We start from the raw sequence: 20,854 nt of genomic DNA, 5'->3' as shown, positions 1-20,854 counted from the left end.
ATTTAGGAGATAACCATGCGCAATTGGTGCATGATGGATGCATGATCGATCCAAGGCTCATCACTCTTCGGGTGTTTGCCCGGTGCGGCACCGTTGGCGCAACCGCGGAGCTCACAGGTTATTCTCCCTCCGCCGTCTCCGCGCAATTGCGGGAGCTCCAGCGCATGCTTGGAATGCAGCTGCTGACGAAGGACGGCCGGGGTGTGCGGCTGACCGCCACGGGCCGCTTTCTCGTCGCGGGCTCGGACGCCCTCATTGCCGAATGGGAGAGCCTGCGCGCTGCAGCCATGGAGGCCGGAGACCAGGTGCAGTCACATTTTGGCCTCGGCGGATTCTCCACGGCGGCCGCCCAGTTGCTCGCGCCGCTGGCCGCCACCCTGCGCTCAACACGCCCCCTGCTGGAGGTACAGGTACTCGAGGCCAACCCGGCCCGCTGCTTCGACTTGTTGGTTGCCGAGCGAATCGACCTCGCAGTCATCGTTGCCATGCAGTCCGACGCCTATGGTGAGGACGATCCGCGCTTCGACCAGACCGTCCTGCTCGACGATCCGCTCGACGTGATCATTCCCGCTGACCATCCGTTGGCATCGCGGGAAACGGTCACGCTCGAAGAGCTGGCGTCCGAACCCTGGATCACGGAGGCCGCCGGTTCCACCTACCATTCCCTATTCACTGCGGCGTTCACGGCAGTCGGGGTGACACCGCGGATTGCCCACGAGGCCGTCGAATGGGAAACCCAAATCGCTTTCGTGGGTGCGGGACTGGGCGTGGGCCTGCTGCCGCGACTGGCGCCCCTGCACAATGCCGAAAACGTGGTTCGACTGCGCATTACCGGCAAGGGGAAGCCCGCGCGCCGCATTGTCGCTGCGGTCCGCAGGGGCAGCATCGGATCGCCCCTGATCCAGGAGTCGCTCGGCATCCTGCAGGTCAGAGCCAATCGGATCCTCGCCGCCCGGCCGGAAGACGATCTCTGAAATCGCATGCATCATGGAGAAGGGCCGGGCGGCGCCTTGCGCCCCCCGTGGGTGGCGCCGGCAAACCAGCCCGTGATCAATCCGTGAAGCGACCCCCCACGGGGTGGGTCAGAACCCAGACCTGATATCCGGTTGCCTTATCAAAAAGTCGCCGCGTACTGGCTCCCGTGGCGGCTATCCACAAGACAGAGTCGTCGTCCGATGCCTGCTCAACCACGCCCGTCATGACATGGTCATCCAAGAGCCACACCTCAACCGAGTGGCCAGTCAACTTAGCCCAATCCTTCCGCAAACCGCGGCCATCAACGGCCTTCAACGGCTTCATGTCCAACACTTCGCCCTACCAGCCGCGTTCTGCGAGGCGGTGGGGCTGCGGGATTTCGTCGACGTTGATGCCCACCATGGCTTCGCCCAGGCCGCGGGAGACCTTGGCGATGACGTCGGCGTCGTCGTAGAACGTGGTGGCCTTCACGACGGCGGCCGCACGCTGGGCCGGGTTGCCGGACTTGAAGATGCCCGAACCGACGAACACGCCGTCGGCGCCGAGCTGCATCATCATGGCGGCGTCAGCCGGGGTGGCAATGCCACCGGCGGTGAAGAGCACCACGGGGAGCTTGCCGGAAGCGGCAACTTCCTTGACCAGCTCGTACGGTGCCTGCAGTTCCTTGGCCGCAACGTACAGCTCGTCTTCCGGCAGGGCTGCGAGCTTGGCGATCTCGGCACGGATCTGGCGCATGTGGCCCGTGGCGTTGGAGACATCGCCGGTGCCGGCCTCGCCCTTGGAGCGGATCATGGCCGCGCCCTCGTTGATGCGGCGCAGGGCCTCACCGAGGTTGGTGGCGCCACAGACGAACGGGACGGTGAAGTTCCACTTGTCGATGTGGTTGACGTAGTCGGCCGGGGTCAGGACCTCGGACTCGTCGATGTAGTCGACACCGAGGGACTGCAGGACCTGGGCTTCGACGAAGTGCCCGATGCGGGCCTTGGCCATGACCGGGATGGACACGGCAGCGATGATCGCGTCGATCATGTCCGGATCGGACATGCGGGACACGCCACCCTGGGCGCGGATGTCGGCCGGGACGCGCTCGAGCGCCATGACCGCCACGGCACCGGCATCCTCGGCGATGCGGGCCTGCTCGACGTTGACGACGTCCATGATGACGCCGCCCTTCAACATCTCAGCCATGCCCCGCTTGACGCGACTGCTGCCCGTGAGCGGAATGTGTTCGAAAAGGCGGGGTCTTGTAGTCACGCGATACTCCGAGGGCTGAAGGGCTGAGATTGCATCACAGGCGCCCGGATCGAATGGCGGGTCAGATGCCAAGGCCATCTGATATCCGGGTGATATATTAGTGAGAGGTCCAGTATGCAATCAGCCCGGCGCGCAGTCAACCACCCAGAGTGCGAAAGCGGCCCCTAGGCGGCGAAGAGTGCCTGACGGACGGCGCGCTCGAAGCCGCTGACATGGACGCGGGCAAGTTCGGCAGCTTGTTCTTCATCCCCATCGATGACGGCCCGCAGAAGGTCCAGATGCTCGCGCACATGATGCTCAAGATCCGGCAGCCGGTCCAGCACCATGCACCAGATACGCGTGGCCAGGTTGTCGTAGCGAATCAGCACGTCCTCCAGGTGTGGATTCGCAGCAGCCGCATAGATTCCCCGATGAACGCTGGCGTCAAGGCGCAGTGTTTCAACCACCGATGCCGCACTGACATCGAACGCCTCCACCGCGCGCATGACGTCGCGCAGGTGTTCCCGGGTCGCTTCCGTGGCCACCCGCGCGGCCCGCGCGGCTGCGAGAGGCTCCAGCTGAACACGAATCTCGGAAATGTAGGCAAGATCCGTCACCTCAACACGGGTGGCAAACGTCCCCCGCCTCGGGTATGTAATCACCAGGCGGTCCAGCTCCAGCCGCTTCAACGCTTCCCGCACGGGCGTGCGCCCAATGCCGAGGTCCTTGGCCAGTTGGTCATCGTTGAGGAGATCGCCGGGTTTGATTTCCAGCATCAACAGTCGGTCGCGCAGGCGTTCATACGCGACGTCGGCCAAGGATTTCCTGCTGGTGTCGCCCTCGATTGCCAGAGTTCCAAATGCCACAGTGCCGGCCCTTTCCGCAGTTCCCGAAAAACCTATTGACCTCTCCTTGAGACCAGTATACGCTGATTCCCAATCCTAATATATCAGTACGGGACTCAGGAATATATCTAAAGGAGGAGACATGACCCTCGTGGCGACAGACTCACCAACAAGCACCCTGCCGCAGCCAGCAGCGCTCAATGACGAGCAAGCACAGAAGTTCGTACTCACATTGTCGTGCGTCGAACGCGCCGGAATCGTACAGGCAGTCACCACCTTCCTGTTTGAACGCGGCTTCAACATCGACGAACACCAGCAGTTCGACGATGGCATCCGCCAGACATTGCACCTCCGCACCGCATTTTCCGGTTCCCCGGAATACTCGGCGGAGAGGCTCGAAGAAGAGTTCAGCGCCATAGCTGACCGCTTCGAGATGAAGTTCAGTTTCCATGACCAAACCAAGAAGCGCGTGCTGGTCATGGTGTCCAAGTTCGGACACTGCCTTAATGACCTCATCTTCCGCTGGCGGGGTGGCAGCCTGGGCGGTGACCTCGTAGTAGTTGCCTCCAACCACGAAACCCACCGCGCGATGGCCGAGGCTGCGGGACTTCCCTTCGTATATATCCCTGTCACCCCGGACACCAAAGCAGAAGCGGAGCAAAAGCTCCTGGAACTCGTGGACGAATACAAGGCAGACCTCGTAGTGCTCGCGCGGTACATGCAGGTACTCTCGAACGATCTGTGCCGTGCCCTGGAGGGCCGCGCCATCAACATCCACCACTCGTTCCTGCCGGGCTTCAAGGGTGCACGCCCCTACCACCAGGCCTACGACCGCGGCGTGAAGCTGGTTGGAGCAACCGCACACTACGTGACGGCGGACCTCGACGAGGGTCCGATCATCGAGCAGGAAGTCATCCGCGTGGACCACAGCTACGGCCCCAACGCGCTCTCAACGGTGGGACAGGATGCAGAAGCCCTGGCACTGTCCCGCGCCGTCCGGTGGCACTGTGAACACCGCGTGCTGCTGGACCAAACCAGCACCGTCGTTTTCCGGTAAGCACCACCACACCAGTCCGCACACGAACTTTCAGCAGGAGAAACTTTCATGACATCGACGCCCCGCATTGTCATCATCGGCGCCGGAATTGTCGGCACCAACCTCGCCGACGAACTGGTCACCCGCGGTTGGAACAACATCACCGTCCTGGACCAGGGGCCGTTGAACATGCCCGGGGGCTCCACGTCCCACGCCCCCGGCCTGGTCTTCCAGACGAACCCTTCCAAGTCCATGGCGTTGTTCGCCAAGTACACCGTGGAAAAGCTGCTGTCCCTCACCGAGGATGGCCAGAGCTGCTTCAACCAGGTGGGCGGCCTCGAAGTTGCCACCACCGAGACCCGACTCGCCGACCTGAAGCGCAAGCTCGGCTACGCAGCCTCGTGGGGCATCGAAGGCAAACTCCTTTCCCGCGAGGAGTGCAAGGAGCTGTACCCGCTCCTGAACGAAGAAGGGATCCTGGGTGGACTCCACGTCCCCAGTGACGGCCTGGCACTCGCCGCCCGCGCAGTCCAGTTGCTCATCAAGCGCACAGAAGCAGCAGGCGTCAAGTACATCGGCAACACCGAAGTCACCGGCATCGAACAGTCCGGTCGCCGCGTTACCGGCGTCCAGACGGCCGACGGCGTCATCCCCGCCGACATCGTGGTTTCCTGCGCCGGCTTCTGGGGAGCCAAGATCGGCGAAATGATCGGCATGTCCGTGCCGCTCCTCCCGCTGGCCCACCAGTACGTCAAGACCACTCCGGTCCCCGCGCAGCAGGGCAAGAACGAGCTCCCCAACGGCGCCCGGCTGCCTATCCTTCGCCACCAGGACCAGGACCTCTACTACCGCGAGCACGGCGATCGTTACGGCATCGGCTCCTACGCACACCGCCCCATGCCCGTGGACCTGGACGAACTGGGCACGTATGCACCGGAGAGCATCAGCGAACACAACATGCCGTCCCGTCTGGACTTCACGCTGGAGGACTTCCTCCCTGCCTGGGAAGCCACCAAGCAGTTGCTTCCGGCGCTGCGGGAAAGCGACATCGAGGATGGCTTCAACGGCATCTTCTCCTTCACCCCTGACGGCGGTTCGTTGGTAGGCGAGTCCAAGGAACTGGATGGCTTCTTCGTGGCCGAGGCCGTGTGGGTGACCCACTCCGCCGGCATTGCCCGGGCAGTCGCCGAATTGCTCGTGGACGGAAAGTCCCAGATCGATCTGGGCGACTGCGACATCCACCGCTTCGAGGAGGTCCAACTGACACCGGAATACGTCAGCGAGACCTCACAGCAGAACTTCGTGGAAATCTATGATGTCCTGCACCCGCTCCAGCCCAAGCTGTCCCCCCGCAACCTGCGGGTGAGCCCCTTCCACGCCCGCCACAAGCAGCTGGGTGGCTACTTCCTGGAAGGTGCCGGCTGGGAACGCCCCTACTGGTTCGAAGCGAACGCCGAGCTGCTCAAGGAAATGCCGGACGAGTGGCAGCCGCCGGCCCGTGATGCCTGGTCCGGGATGTTCAGTTCCCCCATCGCTGCGGCGGAGGCGTGGAAGACCCGTACGGCAGTTGCCATGTACGACATGACGCCGCTGAAGCGCCTGGAAGTTTCCGGCCCCGGTGCCCTGAAGCTGCTGCAGGAACTGACCACGGGCGACCTCGCCAAGAAGCCCGGCGCCGTTACTTACACCCTGCTCCTGGACGAGGCCGGCGGCATCCGAAGCGACATCACGGTGGCCCGCCTGGACGAGGACACCTTCCAGCTGGGCGCCAACGGCAACATCGACACCGCCTACTTCGAGCGGGCCGCCCGTCACCAGACCGAAAGCGGTGGAGCCGAGGACTGGGTCCAGGTGCGCGACACCACCGGCGGTACCTGCTGCATCGGTCTGTGGGGCCCTCTCGCCCGGGACCTCATCAGCACAATCAGCAGCGATGATTTCTCCAACGACGGCCTGCGCTACTTCCGGGCCAAGAAGGTAACCATCGGCGGCGTCACCGTCACGGCAATGCGTCTGTCCTACGTGGGCGAACTCGGCTGGGAGCTCTACACGAGCGCAGACAACGGACAGCGCCTTTGGGATGCGCTGTGGAAGGCCGGCCAGCCCTTCGGCGTCATCGCCGCAGGCCGCGCCGCCTTCAGCTCCCTCCGTCTCGAGAAGGGCTACCGCTCCTGGGGCACGGACATGACCACCGAGCACGACCCCTTCGAAGCAGGCCTTGCGTTCGCCGTGAAGATGACCAAGGAAAACTTCATCGGAAAGGCCGCCTTGGAAGGACGCACGGAGGAAGGCTCCGCCCGTCGCCTGCGCTGCTTGACGGTCGACGACGGCCGTAGCCTCGTGCTGGGCAAGGAACCGGTGTTCTACAAGGACCAGGCAGTCGGATACGTCACCAGCGCCGCCTACGGCTACACCGTGAACAAGCCAATCGCCTACGCGTATCTCCCGGCTGCAGTCTCGCTGGGCGACTCGGTGGAGATCGAGTACTTCGGACGCCGCATCCAGGCGACGGTTACCGCAGACCCGCTGTACGACCCCACCATGAGCAGGCTCCGCGGCTAACGGCCTGCCGGACCCTAAATGGCCAGCGGCCCGGACTCATCTCCTCGCAACCGAGTCCGGGCCGCTGCCTTACCTCCTTCTTCTTCAGCCCGCCCAGGAAGACCCATGATCAGTTCAGAAACAATCAACGACTACCTCTCCAGGCTCGCTTCACGTCAGCCCACCCCAGGCGGCGGAGCCGCCGCCGCGCTTCACGCGGCCCAGGGTGCCGCCCTGGTTGCCATGGTGGCCAGGTACACCACCGGTGAAAAGTATGCGCAGCACGCTGAACTCGTCGGCAGGATCGTCAAGGCCGCCGACCACCTGATCGTCGAGGCATTGCGCCTCGCGGACGCCGACGAACACGCTTTCCAGGGCGTTATCGATTCCTACCAGCTCCCGTCCGGGACTGACGAACTCAAAACCGCACGCAGCGCAGCCATCAAGGATGCTCTGGTCCAGGCCGCCCAAACCCCTGCAACGCTCATCAAGCTCGCCGGGGAAGTGGTGGGCCTCGCAACGGAACTCTTCGACGTCGCAAACGTCAACGTGATCAGCGACGTCGCTGCAGCCGCCGATGCCGCCCGCGCCGCAGCCACCACGGCCCGGGTCAATATCGATATCAACGTCGTGGCTGTGAAGGATGTCGCCGCCCGCGCCCGTTTGGCCGAGCAGACCGACGGGATCGAGGAGAAGGTGGTCCTGGCAGCGGACTCCCTCGCCAGGCGCGTACGCGAAAGGATCCTCGCGTGAACACGGCAGTGCTTTCCGGAAAGGGGCTGGCCGGCCTTATTCAGCAGAGGGCCCAGGACCAGGCCCGGCTCCTTGAGAGCGAGGGCCTGCGGCCTTCCCTCGCCGTGGTGGTGGCAACTGACGATGAGTCCACGCACTGGTACGTCCGGTCCATTGAGCGCGCAGCCGAGCGCGCGGGGATCGGCTGCCGGATCCTTGATCTGGGACACGATGCCACGGAGCAAGTGCTGGCCAGTGTCCTGAAGGACCTGAGCGCCGAGCCGACCGTCAACGGCATTATTCTTCAGACTCCCCTTCCTGCCGGGGTCAGTGCCGATGAACTGGTGGGTCACATCGCCCCGGAAAAGGACATCGACGGCGCCAACCCCCTCAGCCTCGGACGGCTGGCTGTGGGTCAGCCCGCCTTCGCGCCGGCTACCGCGCGGGCCGTCATCGAGTTGCTGGACCACTTCGAGGTTCCAGTCGCGGGACGGAACGTCGTCGTCGTCGGGCGTTCAGCGGTAGTGGGCAAACCGCTGTCCCTGCTGCTCCTCGCAAAGGACGCCGCCGTCACTGTCTGCCACTCCCGCTCAGGCCCGCTGGAGACGTATACACGGCCAGCCGACGTCGTGGTTGTTGCCGCGGGGCGCACCGGGCTGCTGACCGGCAGCCACGTCTCGCCGAAGTCGGTAGTGATCGACGTCGGCACGAACGTCCTTGCCGACGGTTCACTCGTGGGGGATGTTGACGAGGCCAGTGTCACCGGCGTGGCGGCCGCGCTGACGCCGGTTCCTGGCGGCGTCGGCTCAGTAACCACAGCGTTGCTGCTCCTGCACACGGTGGAGGCTGCGCGGGAACAGTCGCGATCCCTGGTCCGGGCAACCGCAGGTTGACCATGGAAATGAGCCGGTCCCGCTGGACCGGCTCATTTCGGGGCTGCACAGTTAGTCGGCTACAGAACAGACCGGATCAGTTTCTCGAAATCAGCGACGTGCTTGGTGGTCAGTTGCGCGGCGGCGTCAACGTCCCCGTCCGCGATGCAGTCAAGCAACTCGATGTGCTGCGCGATGTGTTCGGATACCGGCGGCAGCTTTTCCAGCACCAGGCTCCAAATGCGGGTTGCCAGGTTGTCATAGCGGATCAGGACGTCCTCCATGTGCCGGCTACCAGTGGCCCGGTAAATCGTCCGGTGCACGCGCATGTCCAGCCGCATCAGGTCCCGCTGCCCCAGCTGCCTCTCCAAGAGCTGATCCACCTCACGGGCGAACTCCTTCAGCTCCTGCCTGGTCTTGGGCGATGCCATCCTTGCGGCACGGGCCGACGCTGCAGGTTCAAGCAGCTGGCGGATCTCGGAGATCTCGGCGAGATCCGTAATGTCCACCCCTGCGGCGAATGTCCCACGGCGCGGGTAAGCCACCACCAGGTGGTCGCTCTCGAGTCGCTTCATGGCTTCCCGGATGGGCGTCCTGCCAACACCGAGCCTTCGGGAGATCACGTCGTCGTTCAGAGGCTCGCCGGGCTTGATATCCAGGACGATCAGTTCATCGCACAGCACACGATAGGCATAGTCGGCGTAGGATTCCTCGGCCTCCCTGGCCGGCAGATCCCCGCCTCCGGTTTGCACCGTTATTTCGCCGCTGCTTTTCACTTCCGGGTCCCTTCCGCTGTGTGACAGAGCCTTGACGCACACGCTCCGTGTACATACTATTCCTAGAACTGATATATCAATACGACAGCATAAGAATGTCAACAACCCGAAGCCTCCCGAAAGACGCCGTCCGGCGAAATGGGGCAGTTCTTAACAGCCAAGGAACGGAGTGCAATGAGCACGGAACCTGTTGCATCGGTGCGGCTGGAGGTTGTCCCGTCCGCCGAGCTGCTGAGCCAACTCCCCCTTATGTACAAGGCTCCGGGTTCGCTGAGCGTGACGTGCCTTCCACACCACGGCCCTGCGAGGACGGTAGCGGCGTCGATCGAGCTGGCCCAGCTCGGATATCACACGGTTCCGCACCTGGCGGCCCGCAGCATCGCGAGCCAGGCTGAGCTGCATTCCTTCCTGGGCCAGCTCCAGGATGCCGGCATCTCTGAACTCTTTCTCGTGGCCGGCGACCGCCGCACTCCAACTGGCCCCTACTCCTGGAGCGGCCAGCTCTTGGAAGACGTCAAGGCTTTCTCACCGGAATTCTCAGTGGGCATTGCCGGCTACCCGGAAGGCCATCCAGTGCTCGGCGCTGCGGAGCTGACCCGCAGCCTGGACGCAAAGGCAGCAATGGCCTCGTCCATGGTCACGCAAATGTGCTTCTCCGCGGACGCGATCTCCGATTATCTTGCGACCCTCCGCAGCAGCGGTGTTGAGCTTCCGGTCTGGGTAGGGGTCCCGGGACCGGTCTCCATCAAGAAGCTGCTCGCCTTGGGTGCGCGCCTTGGCGTTGGCCGTTCCCTCAAGTTGGCGCGAGGCACAGGCATGGCAAGGGCCCTATGGCGGCAAGGCGATTTCCTGCACTACGACAGCAACCGGCTCATCCGGCAAATCCACCAACGCCTTGGCAATGACCCGCTGTTTGCGGGCTTCCATGTCTACACCTTCAACAACCTCCACCGCTTGCCGGGCATGCTGGGCAGCCTGCCCGTACCTAAACCCGGCGCACTGCCCGCCAATCCTGCCTACCCCGCCACGATCTGAAGGGAAGATCACATGGCTTCAAAAGCCCCCCGTGAGAACATCGATGAGTCAAAGCTGACTCTCACCAAACCCAAGACCAAGGCCGTGGGAATCCCGGCCGTCGCCAACGCACTGAAGATATCCCTGGAGCAGATGGGTTCGGTGCGGAGCATCCAAACGCTGCTCGCGGTCAACCAGGTGGACGGTTTCGACTGCATGGGCTGTGCGTGGCCTGAACACGAGAAGCGTAATGCTGCGGAGTTCTGTGAAAACGGCGCCAAAGCCGTAGCGGAGGAAGCCACGCGTCGCCGCGTGACGCCTGAATTCTTCGCTCAACACTCCATCGCGGATTTGAAGACACGTGACGACTACTGGCTGGGCCAACAGGGCCGGCTGACCCATCCGATGCTCTTGGATGAGGGCGCGACGCACTACACACCGATCGAGTGGGACGAGGCCTATGAGCTGATAGCCCAGGAAATCCGCGGCATGGACAACCCCGGCCAAGCCGTGTTCTACACCTCCGGCCGCACCTCGAATGAAGCGGCGTTCGCTTACCAACTCCTGGTGCGGGGCATTGGTACGAACAACCTTCCCGATTGCTCCAACATGTGCCACGAGTCCTCGGGCTCGGCCCTCGTCGAAACCATCGGTATCGGCAAGGGCTCCGTCAGCCTCGAGGATCTGGAAACGGCGTCGCTGATTTTCGTGGCCGGACAGAACCCGGGAACCAACCACCCGCGCATGCTCAGCGCCTTGGAGAAGGCCAAGAAGAACGGCGCGTTCATCGTCTCAGTCAATCCGCTGCCCGAGGCCGGGCTCATGCGGTTCGAGAACCCGCAGAACATCACCGGCATGCTCCATGGCACCCAGTTGACGGACGATTTCCTGCAGATCCGGGCCGGTGGCGATCAAGCCCTTTTCCAGGGGCTCGGCAAGTACCTTCTCGAGGCGGAGGCCCAGGGAAGGAAGACCCCGGGCCTGTCCACCGTCCTGGACCACGAGTTCATCAAGGACCACACCGTGGGCATCGACGAGTACCTGCGCTACCTCGAAAAGGTGGAGTGGGACGACATCGTCGAAGCCACGGGGCTGACACTGGAACAAATCAAGTCCACTGGCGAACGCCTGCTGGCCTCGAGCGCCACCATCGTCTGCTGGGCCATGGGCCTGACCCAGCACAAGCACTCGGTCCCCACGCTCCGTGATGTGGTCAACGTCCTGTTGCTCCAGGGCAACATCGGAAAGCCTGGCGCCGGAGTCTGCCCCGTCCGCGGCCACTCGAATGTCCAGGGAGACCGGACCATGGGAATCTTCGAGAAGATGCCCGAGAAGTTCCATGACCGGCTCGACCAGGAGTTCGAGTTCCTTTCACCTCGTGAACACGGCTACGACACCGTGGCGGCCATTCGTGCCATGCGGGATGGCAAGGTGAGGGTCTTCGTAGGGATGGGCGGCAACTTCGTGCGCGCGGCCCCGGATTCCGAGGTTACGGAGCAGGCCTTGGCCAACACGGGGCTGACTGTGCAGATTTCCACCAAGCTGAACCATTCCCACGTGTCCACTGGGCGCCGTGCCCTGATCCTTCCCACGCTCGGACGAACCGAGAAAGACGCCCAACGCACGGGCGACCAGAGAGTCACGGTAGAGGACTCCATGAGCGCAGTCCACGCCTCACGCGGACGCCTCAAGCCTGCCAGCGAGCATCTCCACTCTGAAGTGGCGATCGTGTGCAACCTGGCCCACAAGCTCTTCACAGACAGTGACGGCCAACCTCTCCCGAACAAGCCCAGGACCAATTGGCTTGCGCTGCGGGACGATTACACCCTTATCAGGAAGCACATCGAAGCAGTCCTTGATGGTTTCGAAAACTTCGAGGAAAGGATCCAGAACCCGGGCGGGTTCGTTCTTCCGCACCCTCCGCGGGACGCCAGGAAGTTCGATACCGCCTCCGGCAAAGCACATTTCACTGGCAATGCGCTGGAGTACATCAAGATCCCCGCCGGACGACTGGTACTTCAGACACTGCGGTCCCACGACCAGTACAACACCACCATCTACGGCAAGGACGATCGCTACCGCGGCATCCACGGCGGACGTCGCGTGGTCCTCATCAACGTGGACGACATACATGAGCTGGGTTTCGCAGACGGGGACATGGTGCACCTCGTCTCCGAGTTCCAAGGGACCGAGCGCCGTGCCGAAAACTTCCGCATCGTCTCGTACTCCACGCCCAAGGGCTGCGCGGCCGCCTACTACCCGGAAACCAACGTGCTGGTGCCATTGGATTCCGTAGCCGATACCAGCGGCACGCCAACGTCGAAGTCCGTCATTGTCCGCCTGGAACGTGCGGACGGCCATGAGTGAGACCCTGCCCGCGGTAGCCACCCGCCGGGTGGACCGGCAAAGGGCTGAGCAGGCGGTCCGGGAATACCTCTTGGCGATCGGGGAAGACCCGGACAGGCCCGGCCTGGCCGAGACTCCAGCCCGGGTGGCCCGCGCCGCCGAGGAAATGTTCGGCGGCCTCCATGAGGACCCGTTCTCCGTGCTGGACAAGACGTTCGATCTTGGTCATGGCGAGCTTGTCATCGTCAAGGACATTCCGTTCTACTCCACCTGCGAACATCACCTGGTGCCGTTCCATGGTGTGGCCCACGTGGGGTACATCCCTTCCGCAGAGGGACTCGTCACCGGACTCAGCAAGCTCGCAAGGCTTGTGGATGTGTTTGCACGAAGGCCGCAGGTCCAAGAGAGGCTCACCACGCAGGTAGTGGACGCACTGGTGACCTCGCTGCGGCCTTTGGGGGCAATCGTGGTGGTCGAGTGCGAGCATTTGTGCATGTCCATGCGCGGCATCCGCAAACCGGGAGCCAAGACCATCACGTCCGCAGTCCGCGGTGAACTACGGTTGCCGGCGGCCCGCGCTGAGGCACTGAGCCTGATACTCGGCAGATAAAAACACTGGACACGTGACCTGCGCCATCCTAGGATGTAACTGATATATCTTTACTGGCCAAGTGAAAATATCAGTACCGATCGGACGCCCAGGGCACGTCAGCCCACCCAGACCACCCTTCGTCAAAGACATACATCAAGGGAGATACATTGTCTGACATCACCCAAGCCCACGCAGATGCCGTACTCCGCGCCGCCCGCGAATCCGCTCGTGAAACCGGCATGGCGATGAACAACGCAGTTGTAGCCTCCGCAGGAGCAGCAGCACAGCTCTAGAAGAAAAGCTGTCCCGTTCCCGTGAATGGTGCTTCGGTGGCCTGAAACCTGGGGAGGTATCCTCACCGAAGCACCGCTCTCGGGCAACGGGACAGCCTGCAATTACCCTGCACCAGCCATATATCCCAAGGAGTGTCCATGTCCGGAAACAGAGCAGTTGCCTACAAGGAACCCGGTGTCGTCGAAATCATCAACACCGACTACCCGACGTTCGAACTCAAGGACGGACCGGGCGTCAACCCGGCCAACGTCGGACGGAAGGTGCCGCACGGAGCGATCCTCCGCACCGTGACAACCAACATCTGTGGTTCTGACCAGCACATGGTCCGTGGCCGCACCACAGCCCCGCAAGACCTGGTCCTCGGTCACGAGATCACCGGTGAAGTGGTGGAGGTGGGTCCCGACGTCGAATTCATCAAGGTGGGCGACATCGTCTCGGTGCCGTTCAACATCTCCTGTGGCCGCTGCCGGAACTGCAAGGAACAGAAGACCGGTATTTGCCTCAACGTCAACCCCGACCGCCCCGGCAGTGCTTACGGATACGTGGACATGGGTGGCTGGGTAGGCGGACAGGCTGAGTACGTCCTGGTCCCCTACGCTGACTGGAACCTGCTGCGCTTCCCGGACCGCGATCAGGCCCTGGAAAAAATCATGGACCTGACCATGCTCTCGGACATCTTCCCCACCGGATTCCACGGTGCTGTTACGGCCGGGGTGGGCGTAGGTTCCACGGTGTACATCGCGGGTGCCGGTCCGGTGGGCCTTGCTGCTGCCGTCGGCGCCCAGTTGCTGGGTGCCGCCGTCGTGATTGTGGGCGACATGAACGAAGACCGACTGGCGCAGGCGCGCTCGTTCGGATGCGAAACGGTGAACGTCTCCAACGGAAACCCGAAGGACCAGATCGAACAGATCCTGGGCGTACCCGAAGTGGATTGCGGCGTGGACGCCGTGGGATTCGAGGCCCGTGGCCACGGAAAGGACGCTTCGCACGAGGCTCCTGCCACCGTGCTGAACTCCCTCATGGACATCACCGCCGCTGGCGGCGCGCTTGGCATCCCCGGCCTGTACGTCACGGGCGACCCGGGTGGAATTGACGAGGCGGCCAAGCACGGTTCCCTTTCGCTGTCCCTGGGCACCGGCTGGGCAAAGTCGTTGTCGTTCACCACCGGGCAGTGCCCTGTCATGAAGTACAACCGTCAACTGATGATGGCCATCCTGCATGACAAGGTCCAGATCGCCAAGGCCGTCAACGCCACGGCCATCCCGCTCGAGGACGCGCCGCGCGGTTACGCCGAATTCGACGCAGGAGCGGCAACAAAGTTCGTACTGAACCCCAACGGCTACGTGAAGGCTTAGTACACACCAAACAGATACCGGGGACTGCGCGGCAAGAATTACGGGAAGGCCGTGCAGTCCCCGGTATCTGCGCCACACCAGAAGCACCACCTCAGGAAGCGGACATCCATGCTTGCCCAAGAAGTCGCCGCCAACATTCTCCCCTTCCGCACGCCGGACTTGACGGACAGCAAGGAGTTAACGGACAGCTTCCAGCGGAAGCATGCCCCCACCTGGGCCGAAGCGCGGCAGCTGGCCTACCACTGTGCCGCCCCGCTCCCGTCCTCGAAAGTCACCCTCGCTGAAGCAATCGGCTGCACGCTGACCAGCGAAGTCATCGCTCACCAGGACCTTCCCCACTATGCGTCGTCGGCCATGGACGGCTGGGCCATCAACGGCGGCGGTCCATGGACCATCACGGAGCCGGGGCGTCCCCTTTCAGCTGGTGGAGCCGCCGTTATCGCCACCGGCGGGCCGGTTCCTTCCGGTGCCACGGCCGTGCTCCGCAAGGAGAGTGGACAGGCCTCGGGGGACGTGCACCTCTCGCTCAAGCACGACGCGAAGCCGGGCGAGACACTCCCCGGCCGGCACATTCGTCCAGCCGGCGAAGAAGCCACCGCGGGTGATGTCCTCATACCCGCCGGGACGCTCCTCAACCCTGCACATATTGCCCTCGCCGCTGTGGCTGGACACGATCACCTTCAGGTACAGCGCAAGCCGAGGGTCGCCGTCGTACTGACGGGCTCGGAGGTAGTGACCTCGGGTGAGCCTGCACCGGGCCAGGTCCGCGACGCATTCGGCCCGCAGCTGGATGCGGTCATTTCGCAATTGGGCGGGGTGCCGGGTGGCCAGCTCAGGATTGGCGATTCGTACGATGAGTGGCTGACAGCACTGGCCAGCGCCCATGAGGGCCAGCGGCCCGACGTGACGATTACCACCGGCGGAACCGGGAAATCCGGGACAGACCATTTCCGCGATGCCATTGCGGCGCTCGGTGGGCGGCTCCTCCTGGACGGGATTGCCATGCGGCCAGGTCATCCTGCAGTATTGGCGGAGCTTCCCGATGGCCGTTTCATCATCGGCCTGCCCGGAAATCCGCTGGCCGCCATGATGGCACTCATGACCCTTGGTGAACCCCTGTTGGCCGCCTTGGGAAACCGTTGTTCCCAGGGGAGCCGGCACGTGATTTCCGGAGCGGACCTCGAACCCACCCCAGGGAAAACACGGCTCGTACCCTGCGCCTTTGTCCACGAACTCGCGTTCCCTGCCTCCCATACCGGTCCCGGGATGATGCGTGGGCTGGCCTGGGCAGACGGATACATGGCTGTTCCCCCTGAAGGTGTAGCAGCCGGCGCGCCAGTTCCCGTCCTGCCGCTGCCGTGGACAGCACCCATGAGTTCCCCGAACCAGAGAGGAAGGCACTCCGGATGGCACGCATGACGCAGCGCAGGAAAATCCATCGTTTCGTACTGGACGGGACGGGCACCGAATATCCCGTGCGGTTCAAGGAGGACGTTCTGGCCGCCGAAGAACCCTTGGAAATCAGGATTGGAGGCACGTCCTTCGCCGTGACCATGAGGACGCCGGGGGATGACTTTGATCTGGTGGCCGGGTTCCTGGTGTCCGAGGGCATCATCCGCAGCCACTCGGAGCTGGTCTCCCTGCGGTTCTGTGCTGGTGAAAAGGACGGGACGCAGACCTTTAATGTGGTGGAAGCACAGCTACGGCCGGATGTGCCCATGCCGGACACCATGCGCCACGTCTACACTTCCAGCTCCTGTGGCATCTGCGGCACGGACTCCATTGAGGCCGTGCGCAAGACCATCCACTTCGATCCATCCCTGGACGGACTACGCGTTCCCGTCGATGTCCTCGCCGAACTGCCGGAGCGCCTCCGCGAGGCCCAGGCGGTTTTCGACAGGACCGGCGGCGTCCACGCTGCAGGACTCTTCAAGGTAGACGGTTCCATCCCGGAACTGCTGTGCCTGCGCGAGGACGTGGGCCGCCACAATGCCGTAGACAAAGTGGTGGGGTGGGCGCTCCGCCAGGACCTGCTGCCGTTGACTGGCCTGGTCCTGCAGGTTTCCGGCAGGGCGTCGTTCGAACTCGTCCAGAAGGCCGCCCTGGCTGGCATTCCCATTCTGTCCGCGGTCAGCGCACCCTCAAGCCTGGCTGCTGATCTGGCTGCCGAGACCGGGCTGACGCTGGTGGGCTTCAGCCGGGGACATAGCTTGAATGTCTACTCTGGAAGAGAACGGCTGACCGGCCCGCGAAGGGCTGTCCCCGACGCTGCGATCAGCGCGTAATGACGCGTGCCCCCATGATGTGTGGGTCCGTGGAAAACTCCGTCTAGGATGAGAAAAGACGAGGGTGCAGGCAGGACAGGGCTACCAGCCCAGGGCCGCCTGCCTGGACAACGACACGAGGCATCATGGCCGCACGCAACAACCCGGACTTCGACAAGGACGCAGACGCCCAGGGTGGAGGCGTCCAGTCAGTAGACCGCGCACTCCAAATCCTGGAAATCCTGGCCCGTGAAGGCGATGCCGGAGTGAGCGAGATCGCTGAGGAAATGGGCGTCCATAAATCCACTGTGTCCCGGCTGGTCGGCTCCCTGGTTGGCCGTGATCTGGTCCGGCAAAACAGTGAACGGGGCAAGTACCAGCTGGGCTTTGGGATCCTCCGCCTGGCATCTTCCATCCCCGGCAGGCTGAGTGTGGTGCATGAGGCACGGGAAGTCCTGGAGGCGCTGGCAGCCGAATACAAGGAAACCGTCAACCTGGCCGTGCTGAGGTCAAACTATGCGGTCAATGTGGACCAGGCGATGGGACCGTCAACCCTGGCCACCTACGACTGGGTGGGCAGCCTGACGCCGCTGCATGCCACTTCCAGCGGCAAGGTTCTTCTGGCTGCACTGACCGCCGACGAAAGAAGCCAGGTCTTCAAGGCAGTGGGCCTGCCCGCGCGAACGCCACGCACCGTGACAAACCGCGGGGAGCTGGAAAAGCAGCTGCTGGACGTGGCCCGCAACGGGTACGCCACAGTCCACGAGGAGTTTGAAATCGGCCTCACCGCCGTCGCAGTGCCCATCTTCAACCACGCGGGAAGCGTCATTGCCGCCGTGAGTATCTCCGGCCCGGCGTTCCGCTTTTCACCCGAGGACCAGCCAGGGCTCATCGACGCCCTCCGCGAGGCCGGGCTGGCCATCAGCGCCCGAATGGGCTACAGACACCGCTAGGCCCCCTCGTGTCGCTTACCAGGCCCTCCTGAGGTTCGACGCTCGGCGTTCAAGTCAGTCGATGTTCGGTGCGGGCAGTTGGCGGCACGGGCAGCGTTGCAATAATGACGCCGCATGACGTAACATTCCGGCCGCCTGCATGATGGATGGTCCTGATCCCGGCGTGAAACGCTGTCGCTCCGACGCCCGGAATCCATTCGACGATAACGCTTTCTACGCAACGATCGTCGTCATATGCAACATGGATGATCCAAGCCGCCCGGAGTGTCAAGGCTTCGGCAAGCATGAGAAAGTCCTTGACTTTTGCGTGTGACGGGGCGCACTCTGTTGCTTAGCGCGAATGTTGTTGATTCATGCGGAACGTTCGCAAGGCCCCAAGAGCCCAGCGCCCAAGCTACCCGTCTCACCAACCGAATGAGGTGCAACATGCGTAAGGCCTGCCCCCTCACTGCACTCGCTCCCGGGGTGGCGCTACGGCTCGATACAGCTCCGCCGATCGCCGTTTTCCATGCTGGAAGAAGGCGGGAATTTCGCGATCGACGATACGTGCACCGCAACATCATGGTCATCGAATCGGGGGAAGCCCCCAACCTTTCCTCCCGGACTCAAACTCCAGGGCCATGTATAAACGCAAACCCATGACTCGCCGAGCAAAGGACCCGCTCATGGCTATTAACAGCGACACAAAACCCGTAACACCAGAGGAGCTACCTGCCGACGATCGCTTGGCAGATACTCCCGCAGCACGTAAGACCGCCCGCACGGAGACTCCTGAAGAAGTCATCAGCGTCTCCCCTGACGAAACCAAACCCGCAGTCCTTGACGCTGAGGACGGAGGTGAAGAACTCCTCCCGGATGCTGAAGAATACGAACAGATCCTCGAAGAACTGCGCAACGCAAAGACCGAGCAGGCCGTTTCGGCACGCCGGAACCGCAAACTTACGCTCGACAAAGTCACCTTCGGAATCACGGGCGCCATCGCCGTCGCCTTCGTGGTCTGGGGCTTCGTCGGCCGGGACAGCCTCTCTGAGACGTCCAAGGGCGCCCTGAACTGGGTCATGGAATACACCGGCTGGCTCTTCATGGTCCTCGCCTCCCTGTTCGTCGTTTTCGTCCTATGGCTGGCGCTTGGCAAGTTCGGCAACATCCCGCTGGGGAAGGACGGCGAGAAGCCGGAATTCCGCACCGTCTCCTGGGTAGCGATGATGTTCGCCGCCGGCATGGGCATCGGACTGATGTTCTATGGTGTGGCAGAACCGCTCTACCACTACATCTCGCCTCCGCCCGGCACTGTGGACGGCCGCACCCCCGCAGCCATCCAGACCGCCATGGCCACCTCGATCTTCCACTGGACCCTGCACCCCTGGGCCATGTACGCAGTGGTCGGCATCGCCATGGCCTATGGCACCTATCGCCTGGGTCGCAGGCAGCTGATCTCGGCAGCGTTCACTTCGCTGTTCGGCATCAGGATGGTCGAAGGGCCGATCGGGAAGTTCATCAACATCCTGGCCATCTTTGCCACCCTCTTCGGAACCGCTGCTTCCCTGGGCCTTGGCGCCCTGCAGATCGGCAGTGGCATGACCTCCAACGGCTGGATGGGCGAAATCGGCACTCCCGTGCTGGTGGTCATCGTGGCCATCCTGACGTTCTGCTTTGTGGCTTCAGCCGTCTCGGGCATCAGCCGCGGCATCCAGTGGCTTTCCAACATCAACATGGTCCTGGCCGTCGTACTTGCCCTCATCGTCTTCGTTGCCGGCCCTACTTTGTTCATCCTGAACCTCATCCCTTCAGCCATCGGCGACTACGCCCGCGACCTCGCCGAGATGTCGTCCCGGACCGAGGCCGTCGGCGACGAAGCCCTGCGTAGCTGGATGACCAGCTGGACTATCTTCTACTGGGCCTGGTGGATCTCCTGGACGCCGTTCGTAGGCATGTTCATTGCCCGCATCAGCCGCGGCCGGACCATCCGGCAGTTCGTCACCGGCGTCCTGTTGGTCCCCAGCATCGTCAGCGTGATCTGGTTCGGCATCTTCGGTGGATCCGCCTTCCACGTCCAGCAGGAAGCCGACAAGGCCGGCACTCCCGGCCTGGTCACCATGACCAACGGAACTCCGTCCGTCAACTTCGATGGAGCGCTCTTCGACCTGGTCAAGAACCTGGACATGCCGGGATGGCTCATCACGGCCGTGATCGTGCTTGCCATGGTCCTGGTGGCGATCTTCTTCATCACCGGGGCCGACGCGGCCTCCATCGTGATGGGATCGCTGAGCTCCAACGGCGCGGAACACCCCCGCCGCGGAGTGGTCATCTTCTGGGGCAGCCTCACCGGTGCAGTAGCAGCGGTTATGCTGCTGGCCGGCGGAGATGAACCATCTGAGGCCTTGGCCGGACTGCAAAGAGTCACCATTGTCGCGGCGCTGCCATTCATCGTGGTCATGTTGCTGCTCTGTTTCGCCCTGACCAAGGACCTGCGCCGCGATCCTCTGGCACTGCGCAGGCGCTTGGCAACATCCGTTGTTGAACGGGCCATCCGCACCGGTGTTGAACAACACCGCGGTGTCCAGTTCGACCTCGTGACCAAGCATGACTGCGCGGAGAACTGCCCGGATTCCGACTGTCCCGGCGGAACCCCCACGGGGAGCATTCCCACGGTCCGGTCTCCCCGCCCGGAGCCAACCGACAAGTAACCAGCTTTTGGCTGACCAATCCACACACCAGTAAGGTCCACCATGTCCAACACCTCTGCTCAAGGCACCCTCCGTCTCAGCAACGAAGGCACCAATGATGTGACTCTCACCCTGGACGCGTCCAAACCCATGACAGTCCGGCTTGAGGTTGCCCATTGCCCCTGTGGCACGGAACATAGCCGGCCCGGCTCATACGTCGATAGCGATTTTGGCCAGCGCTGACCGCCCACACCCCCTCCAACACAACGAAGCAGGCGCCGGATTCCGGCGCCTGCTTCTTGTTTTTGCTGCTTCAGACCTAAGGCCTATTTGGGCATCTGCACCGAGTCGATCAGGTGA

General features: G+C 63.1%; 18 protein-coding genes. 14 read left to right on the top strand and 4 right to left on the bottom strand.

Annotated elements, in window-relative coordinates; translation table 11 throughout:
• Positions 1-41 precede the first annotated feature (41 nt).
• Positions 42-974 carry a LysR family transcriptional regulator gene (locus NVV90_RS02100; protein ID WP_258439547.1) on the top strand — a complete coding sequence of 311 codons (933 nt, stop codon included), beginning with the start codon at positions 42-44 and terminating at the stop codon, positions 972-974.
• A gap of 340 nt (positions 975-1,314) precedes the next feature.
• On the opposite strand, the gene pdxS is transcribed toward NVV90_RS02100, so the two are convergent.
• Together pdxS and NVV90_RS02090 are read right to left on the bottom strand one after the other, a co-directional pair.
• Positions 1,315-2,163 (bottom strand): pyridoxal 5'-phosphate synthase lyase subunit PdxS, encoded by an 849-nt coding sequence (gene pdxS, locus NVV90_RS02095; RefSeq protein ID WP_309304088.1) that lies wholly within the window; start codon positions 2,161-2,163, stop codon positions 1,315-1,317.
• Positions 2,164-2,393: 230 nt separating this feature from the next.
• Positions 2,394-3,074 (bottom strand): GntR family transcriptional regulator, encoded by a 681-nt coding sequence (locus NVV90_RS02090; RefSeq protein ID WP_258439546.1) that lies wholly within the window; start codon positions 3,072-3,074, stop codon positions 2,394-2,396.
• A 121-nt stretch (positions 3,075-3,195) separates the two neighbouring features.
• Here NVV90_RS02090 and purU point away from each other — a divergent pair, with 121 nt between their 5' ends.
• The 4 genes from purU to NVV90_RS02070 all read left to right on the top strand — a co-directional run bounded on the left by purU (position 3,196) and on the right by NVV90_RS02070 (position 8,255).
• On the top strand, positions 3,196-4,110 hold the full coding sequence (gene purU / locus NVV90_RS02085; RefSeq protein ID WP_258439545.1) for a formyltetrahydrofolate deformylase: 915 nt from the start codon (positions 3,196-3,198) through the stop codon (positions 4,108-4,110).
• Positions 4,111-4,158: 48 nt separating this feature from the next.
• Positions 4,159-6,651 (top strand): FAD-dependent oxidoreductase, encoded by a 2,493-nt coding sequence (locus NVV90_RS02080; protein WP_258439544.1) that lies wholly within the window; start codon positions 4,159-4,161, stop codon positions 6,649-6,651.
• A 105-nt stretch (positions 6,652-6,756) separates the two neighbouring features.
• Positions 6,757-7,383, top strand: a complete 627-nt coding sequence (locus tag NVV90_RS02075) for a cyclodeaminase/cyclohydrolase family protein (RefSeq protein ID WP_258439543.1) — start codon at positions 6,757-6,759, stop codon at positions 7,381-7,383.
• Complete coding sequence (locus NVV90_RS02070) at positions 7,380-8,255, top strand: bifunctional 5,10-methylenetetrahydrofolate dehydrogenase/5,10-methenyltetrahydrofolate cyclohydrolase (protein WP_258439542.1); 876 nt, start codon at positions 7,380-7,382, stop codon at positions 8,253-8,255. The genes NVV90_RS02075 and NVV90_RS02070 overlap by 4 nt, the downstream gene beginning before the upstream one ends.
• Before the next feature lie 59 nt (positions 8,256-8,314).
• On the opposite strand, the gene NVV90_RS02065 is transcribed toward NVV90_RS02070, so the two are convergent.
• Entirely contained in the window at positions 8,315-8,986 is a 672-nt protein-coding gene (locus NVV90_RS02065; protein WP_258441039.1) for a GntR family transcriptional regulator, read from the bottom strand.
• Positions 8,987-9,184: 198 nt separating this feature from the next.
• Here NVV90_RS02065 and NVV90_RS02060 point away from each other — a divergent pair, with 198 nt between their 5' ends.
• From NVV90_RS02060 to NVV90_RS02025, 8 genes are all read left to right on the top strand, one after another.
• A complete protein-coding gene (locus tag NVV90_RS02060; protein WP_258439541.1) occupies positions 9,185-10,045 on the top strand; it encodes a methylenetetrahydrofolate reductase in 861 nt (286 codons plus the stop codon).
• 12 nt (positions 10,046-10,057) lie between these two features.
• Positions 10,058-12,391, top strand: coding sequence for an FdhF/YdeP family oxidoreductase (locus NVV90_RS02055; RefSeq protein WP_258439540.1), 2,334 nt, complete (start codon positions 10,058-10,060; stop codon positions 12,389-12,391).
• Positions 12,384-12,980, top strand: coding sequence for a GTP cyclohydrolase I FolE (gene folE, locus NVV90_RS02050; RefSeq protein WP_258439539.1), 597 nt, complete (start codon positions 12,384-12,386; stop codon positions 12,978-12,980). The genes NVV90_RS02055 and folE overlap by 8 nt, the downstream gene beginning before the upstream one ends.
• 149 nt (positions 12,981-13,129) lie before the next feature.
• Positions 13,130-13,255 (top strand): hypothetical protein, encoded by a 126-nt coding sequence (locus NVV90_RS02045; RefSeq protein WP_258439538.1) that lies wholly within the window; start codon positions 13,130-13,132, stop codon positions 13,253-13,255.
• A 138-nt stretch (positions 13,256-13,393) separates the two neighbouring features.
• The gene (gene fdhA, locus NVV90_RS02040; RefSeq protein WP_258439537.1) at positions 13,394-14,611 is read left to right on the top strand and encodes a formaldehyde dehydrogenase, glutathione-independent; all 1,218 of its coding nucleotides are present in this window, start codon (positions 13,394-13,396) and stop codon (positions 14,609-14,611) included.
• A gap of 108 nt (positions 14,612-14,719) precedes the next feature.
• A complete protein-coding gene (locus NVV90_RS02035; RefSeq protein WP_258439535.1) occupies positions 14,720-16,030 on the top strand; it encodes a molybdopterin molybdotransferase MoeA in 1,311 nt (436 codons plus the stop codon).
• Positions 16,018-16,896: a formate dehydrogenase accessory sulfurtransferase FdhD gene (gene fdhD / locus NVV90_RS02030; protein ID WP_258439534.1), complete on the top strand. Its 879-nt coding sequence runs from the start codon at positions 16,018-16,020 to the stop codon at positions 16,894-16,896. The genes NVV90_RS02035 and fdhD overlap by 13 nt, the downstream gene beginning before the upstream one ends.
• Positions 16,897-17,021: 125 nt before the next feature.
• Positions 17,022-17,828 (top strand): IclR family transcriptional regulator, encoded by an 807-nt coding sequence (locus NVV90_RS02025; RefSeq protein WP_258439532.1) that lies wholly within the window; start codon positions 17,022-17,024, stop codon positions 17,826-17,828.
• Between the two features lie 49 nt (positions 17,829-17,877).
• On the opposite strand, the gene NVV90_RS02020 is transcribed toward NVV90_RS02025, so the two are convergent.
• Positions 17,878-18,114 (bottom strand): hypothetical protein, encoded by a 237-nt coding sequence (locus tag NVV90_RS02020; RefSeq protein ID WP_258439531.1) that lies wholly within the window; start codon positions 18,112-18,114, stop codon positions 17,878-17,880.
• 379 nt (positions 18,115-18,493) lie between these two features.
• On the opposite strand from NVV90_RS02020, the gene NVV90_RS02015 reads away from it, so the two are divergent.
• Positions 18,494-20,515, top strand: coding sequence for a BCCT family transporter (locus NVV90_RS02015; RefSeq protein ID WP_258439530.1), 2,022 nt, complete (start codon positions 18,494-18,496; stop codon positions 20,513-20,515).
• Positions 20,516-20,854: the final 339 nt, after the last annotated feature.

It is taken from the genome of Arthrobacter sp. CJ23, assembly GCF_024741795.1.
GTDB lineage: Bacteria > Actinomycetota > Actinomycetes > Actinomycetales > Micrococcaceae > Arthrobacter.
Note: the sequence above shows the minus strand (reverse complement) of the source record. Positions and strands in the feature narration are given on the sequence as shown.

Coding starts and splice junctions, on each gene's coding strand:
- NVV90_RS02080 (WP_258439544.1), top strand. CDS start 4,159: ATGACATCGACGCCCCGCATTGTCATCATCGGCGCCGGAATTGTCGGC.
- NVV90_RS02025 (WP_258439532.1), top strand. CDS start 17,022: ATGGCCGCACGCAACAACCCGGACTTCGACAAGGACGCAGACGCCCAG.
- folE (WP_258439539.1), top strand. CDS start 12,384: ATGAGTGAGACCCTGCCCGCGGTAGCCACCCGCCGGGTGGACCGGCAA.
- NVV90_RS02100 (WP_258439547.1), top strand. CDS start 42: ATGATCGATCCAAGGCTCATCACTCTTCGGGTGTTTGCCCGGTGCGGC.
- NVV90_RS02055 (WP_258439540.1), top strand. CDS start 10,058: ATGGCTTCAAAAGCCCCCCGTGAGAACATCGATGAGTCAAAGCTGACT.
- fdhD (WP_258439534.1), top strand. CDS start 16,018: ATGGCACGCATGACGCAGCGCAGGAAAATCCATCGTTTCGTACTGGAC.
- NVV90_RS02020 (WP_258439531.1), bottom strand. CDS start 18,114: ATGCTTGCCGAAGCCTTGACACTCCGGGCGGCTTGGATCATCCATGTT.
- NVV90_RS02060 (WP_258439541.1), top strand. CDS start 9,185: ATGAGCACGGAACCTGTTGCATCGGTGCGGCTGGAGGTTGTCCCGTCC.
- purU (WP_258439545.1), top strand. CDS start 3,196: ATGACCCTCGTGGCGACAGACTCACCAACAAGCACCCTGCCGCAGCCA.
- NVV90_RS02015 (WP_258439530.1), top strand. CDS start 18,494: ATGGCTATTAACAGCGACACAAAACCCGTAACACCAGAGGAGCTACCT.
- NVV90_RS02075 (WP_258439543.1), top strand. CDS start 6,757: ATGATCAGTTCAGAAACAATCAACGACTACCTCTCCAGGCTCGCTTCA.
- pdxS (WP_309304088.1), bottom strand. CDS start 2,163: ATGGCTGAGATGTTGAAGGGCGGCGTCATCATGGACGTCGTCAACGTC.
- fdhA (WP_258439537.1), top strand. CDS start 13,394: ATGTCCGGAAACAGAGCAGTTGCCTACAAGGAACCCGGTGTCGTCGAA.
- NVV90_RS02035 (WP_258439535.1), top strand. CDS start 14,720: ATGCTTGCCCAAGAAGTCGCCGCCAACATTCTCCCCTTCCGCACGCCG.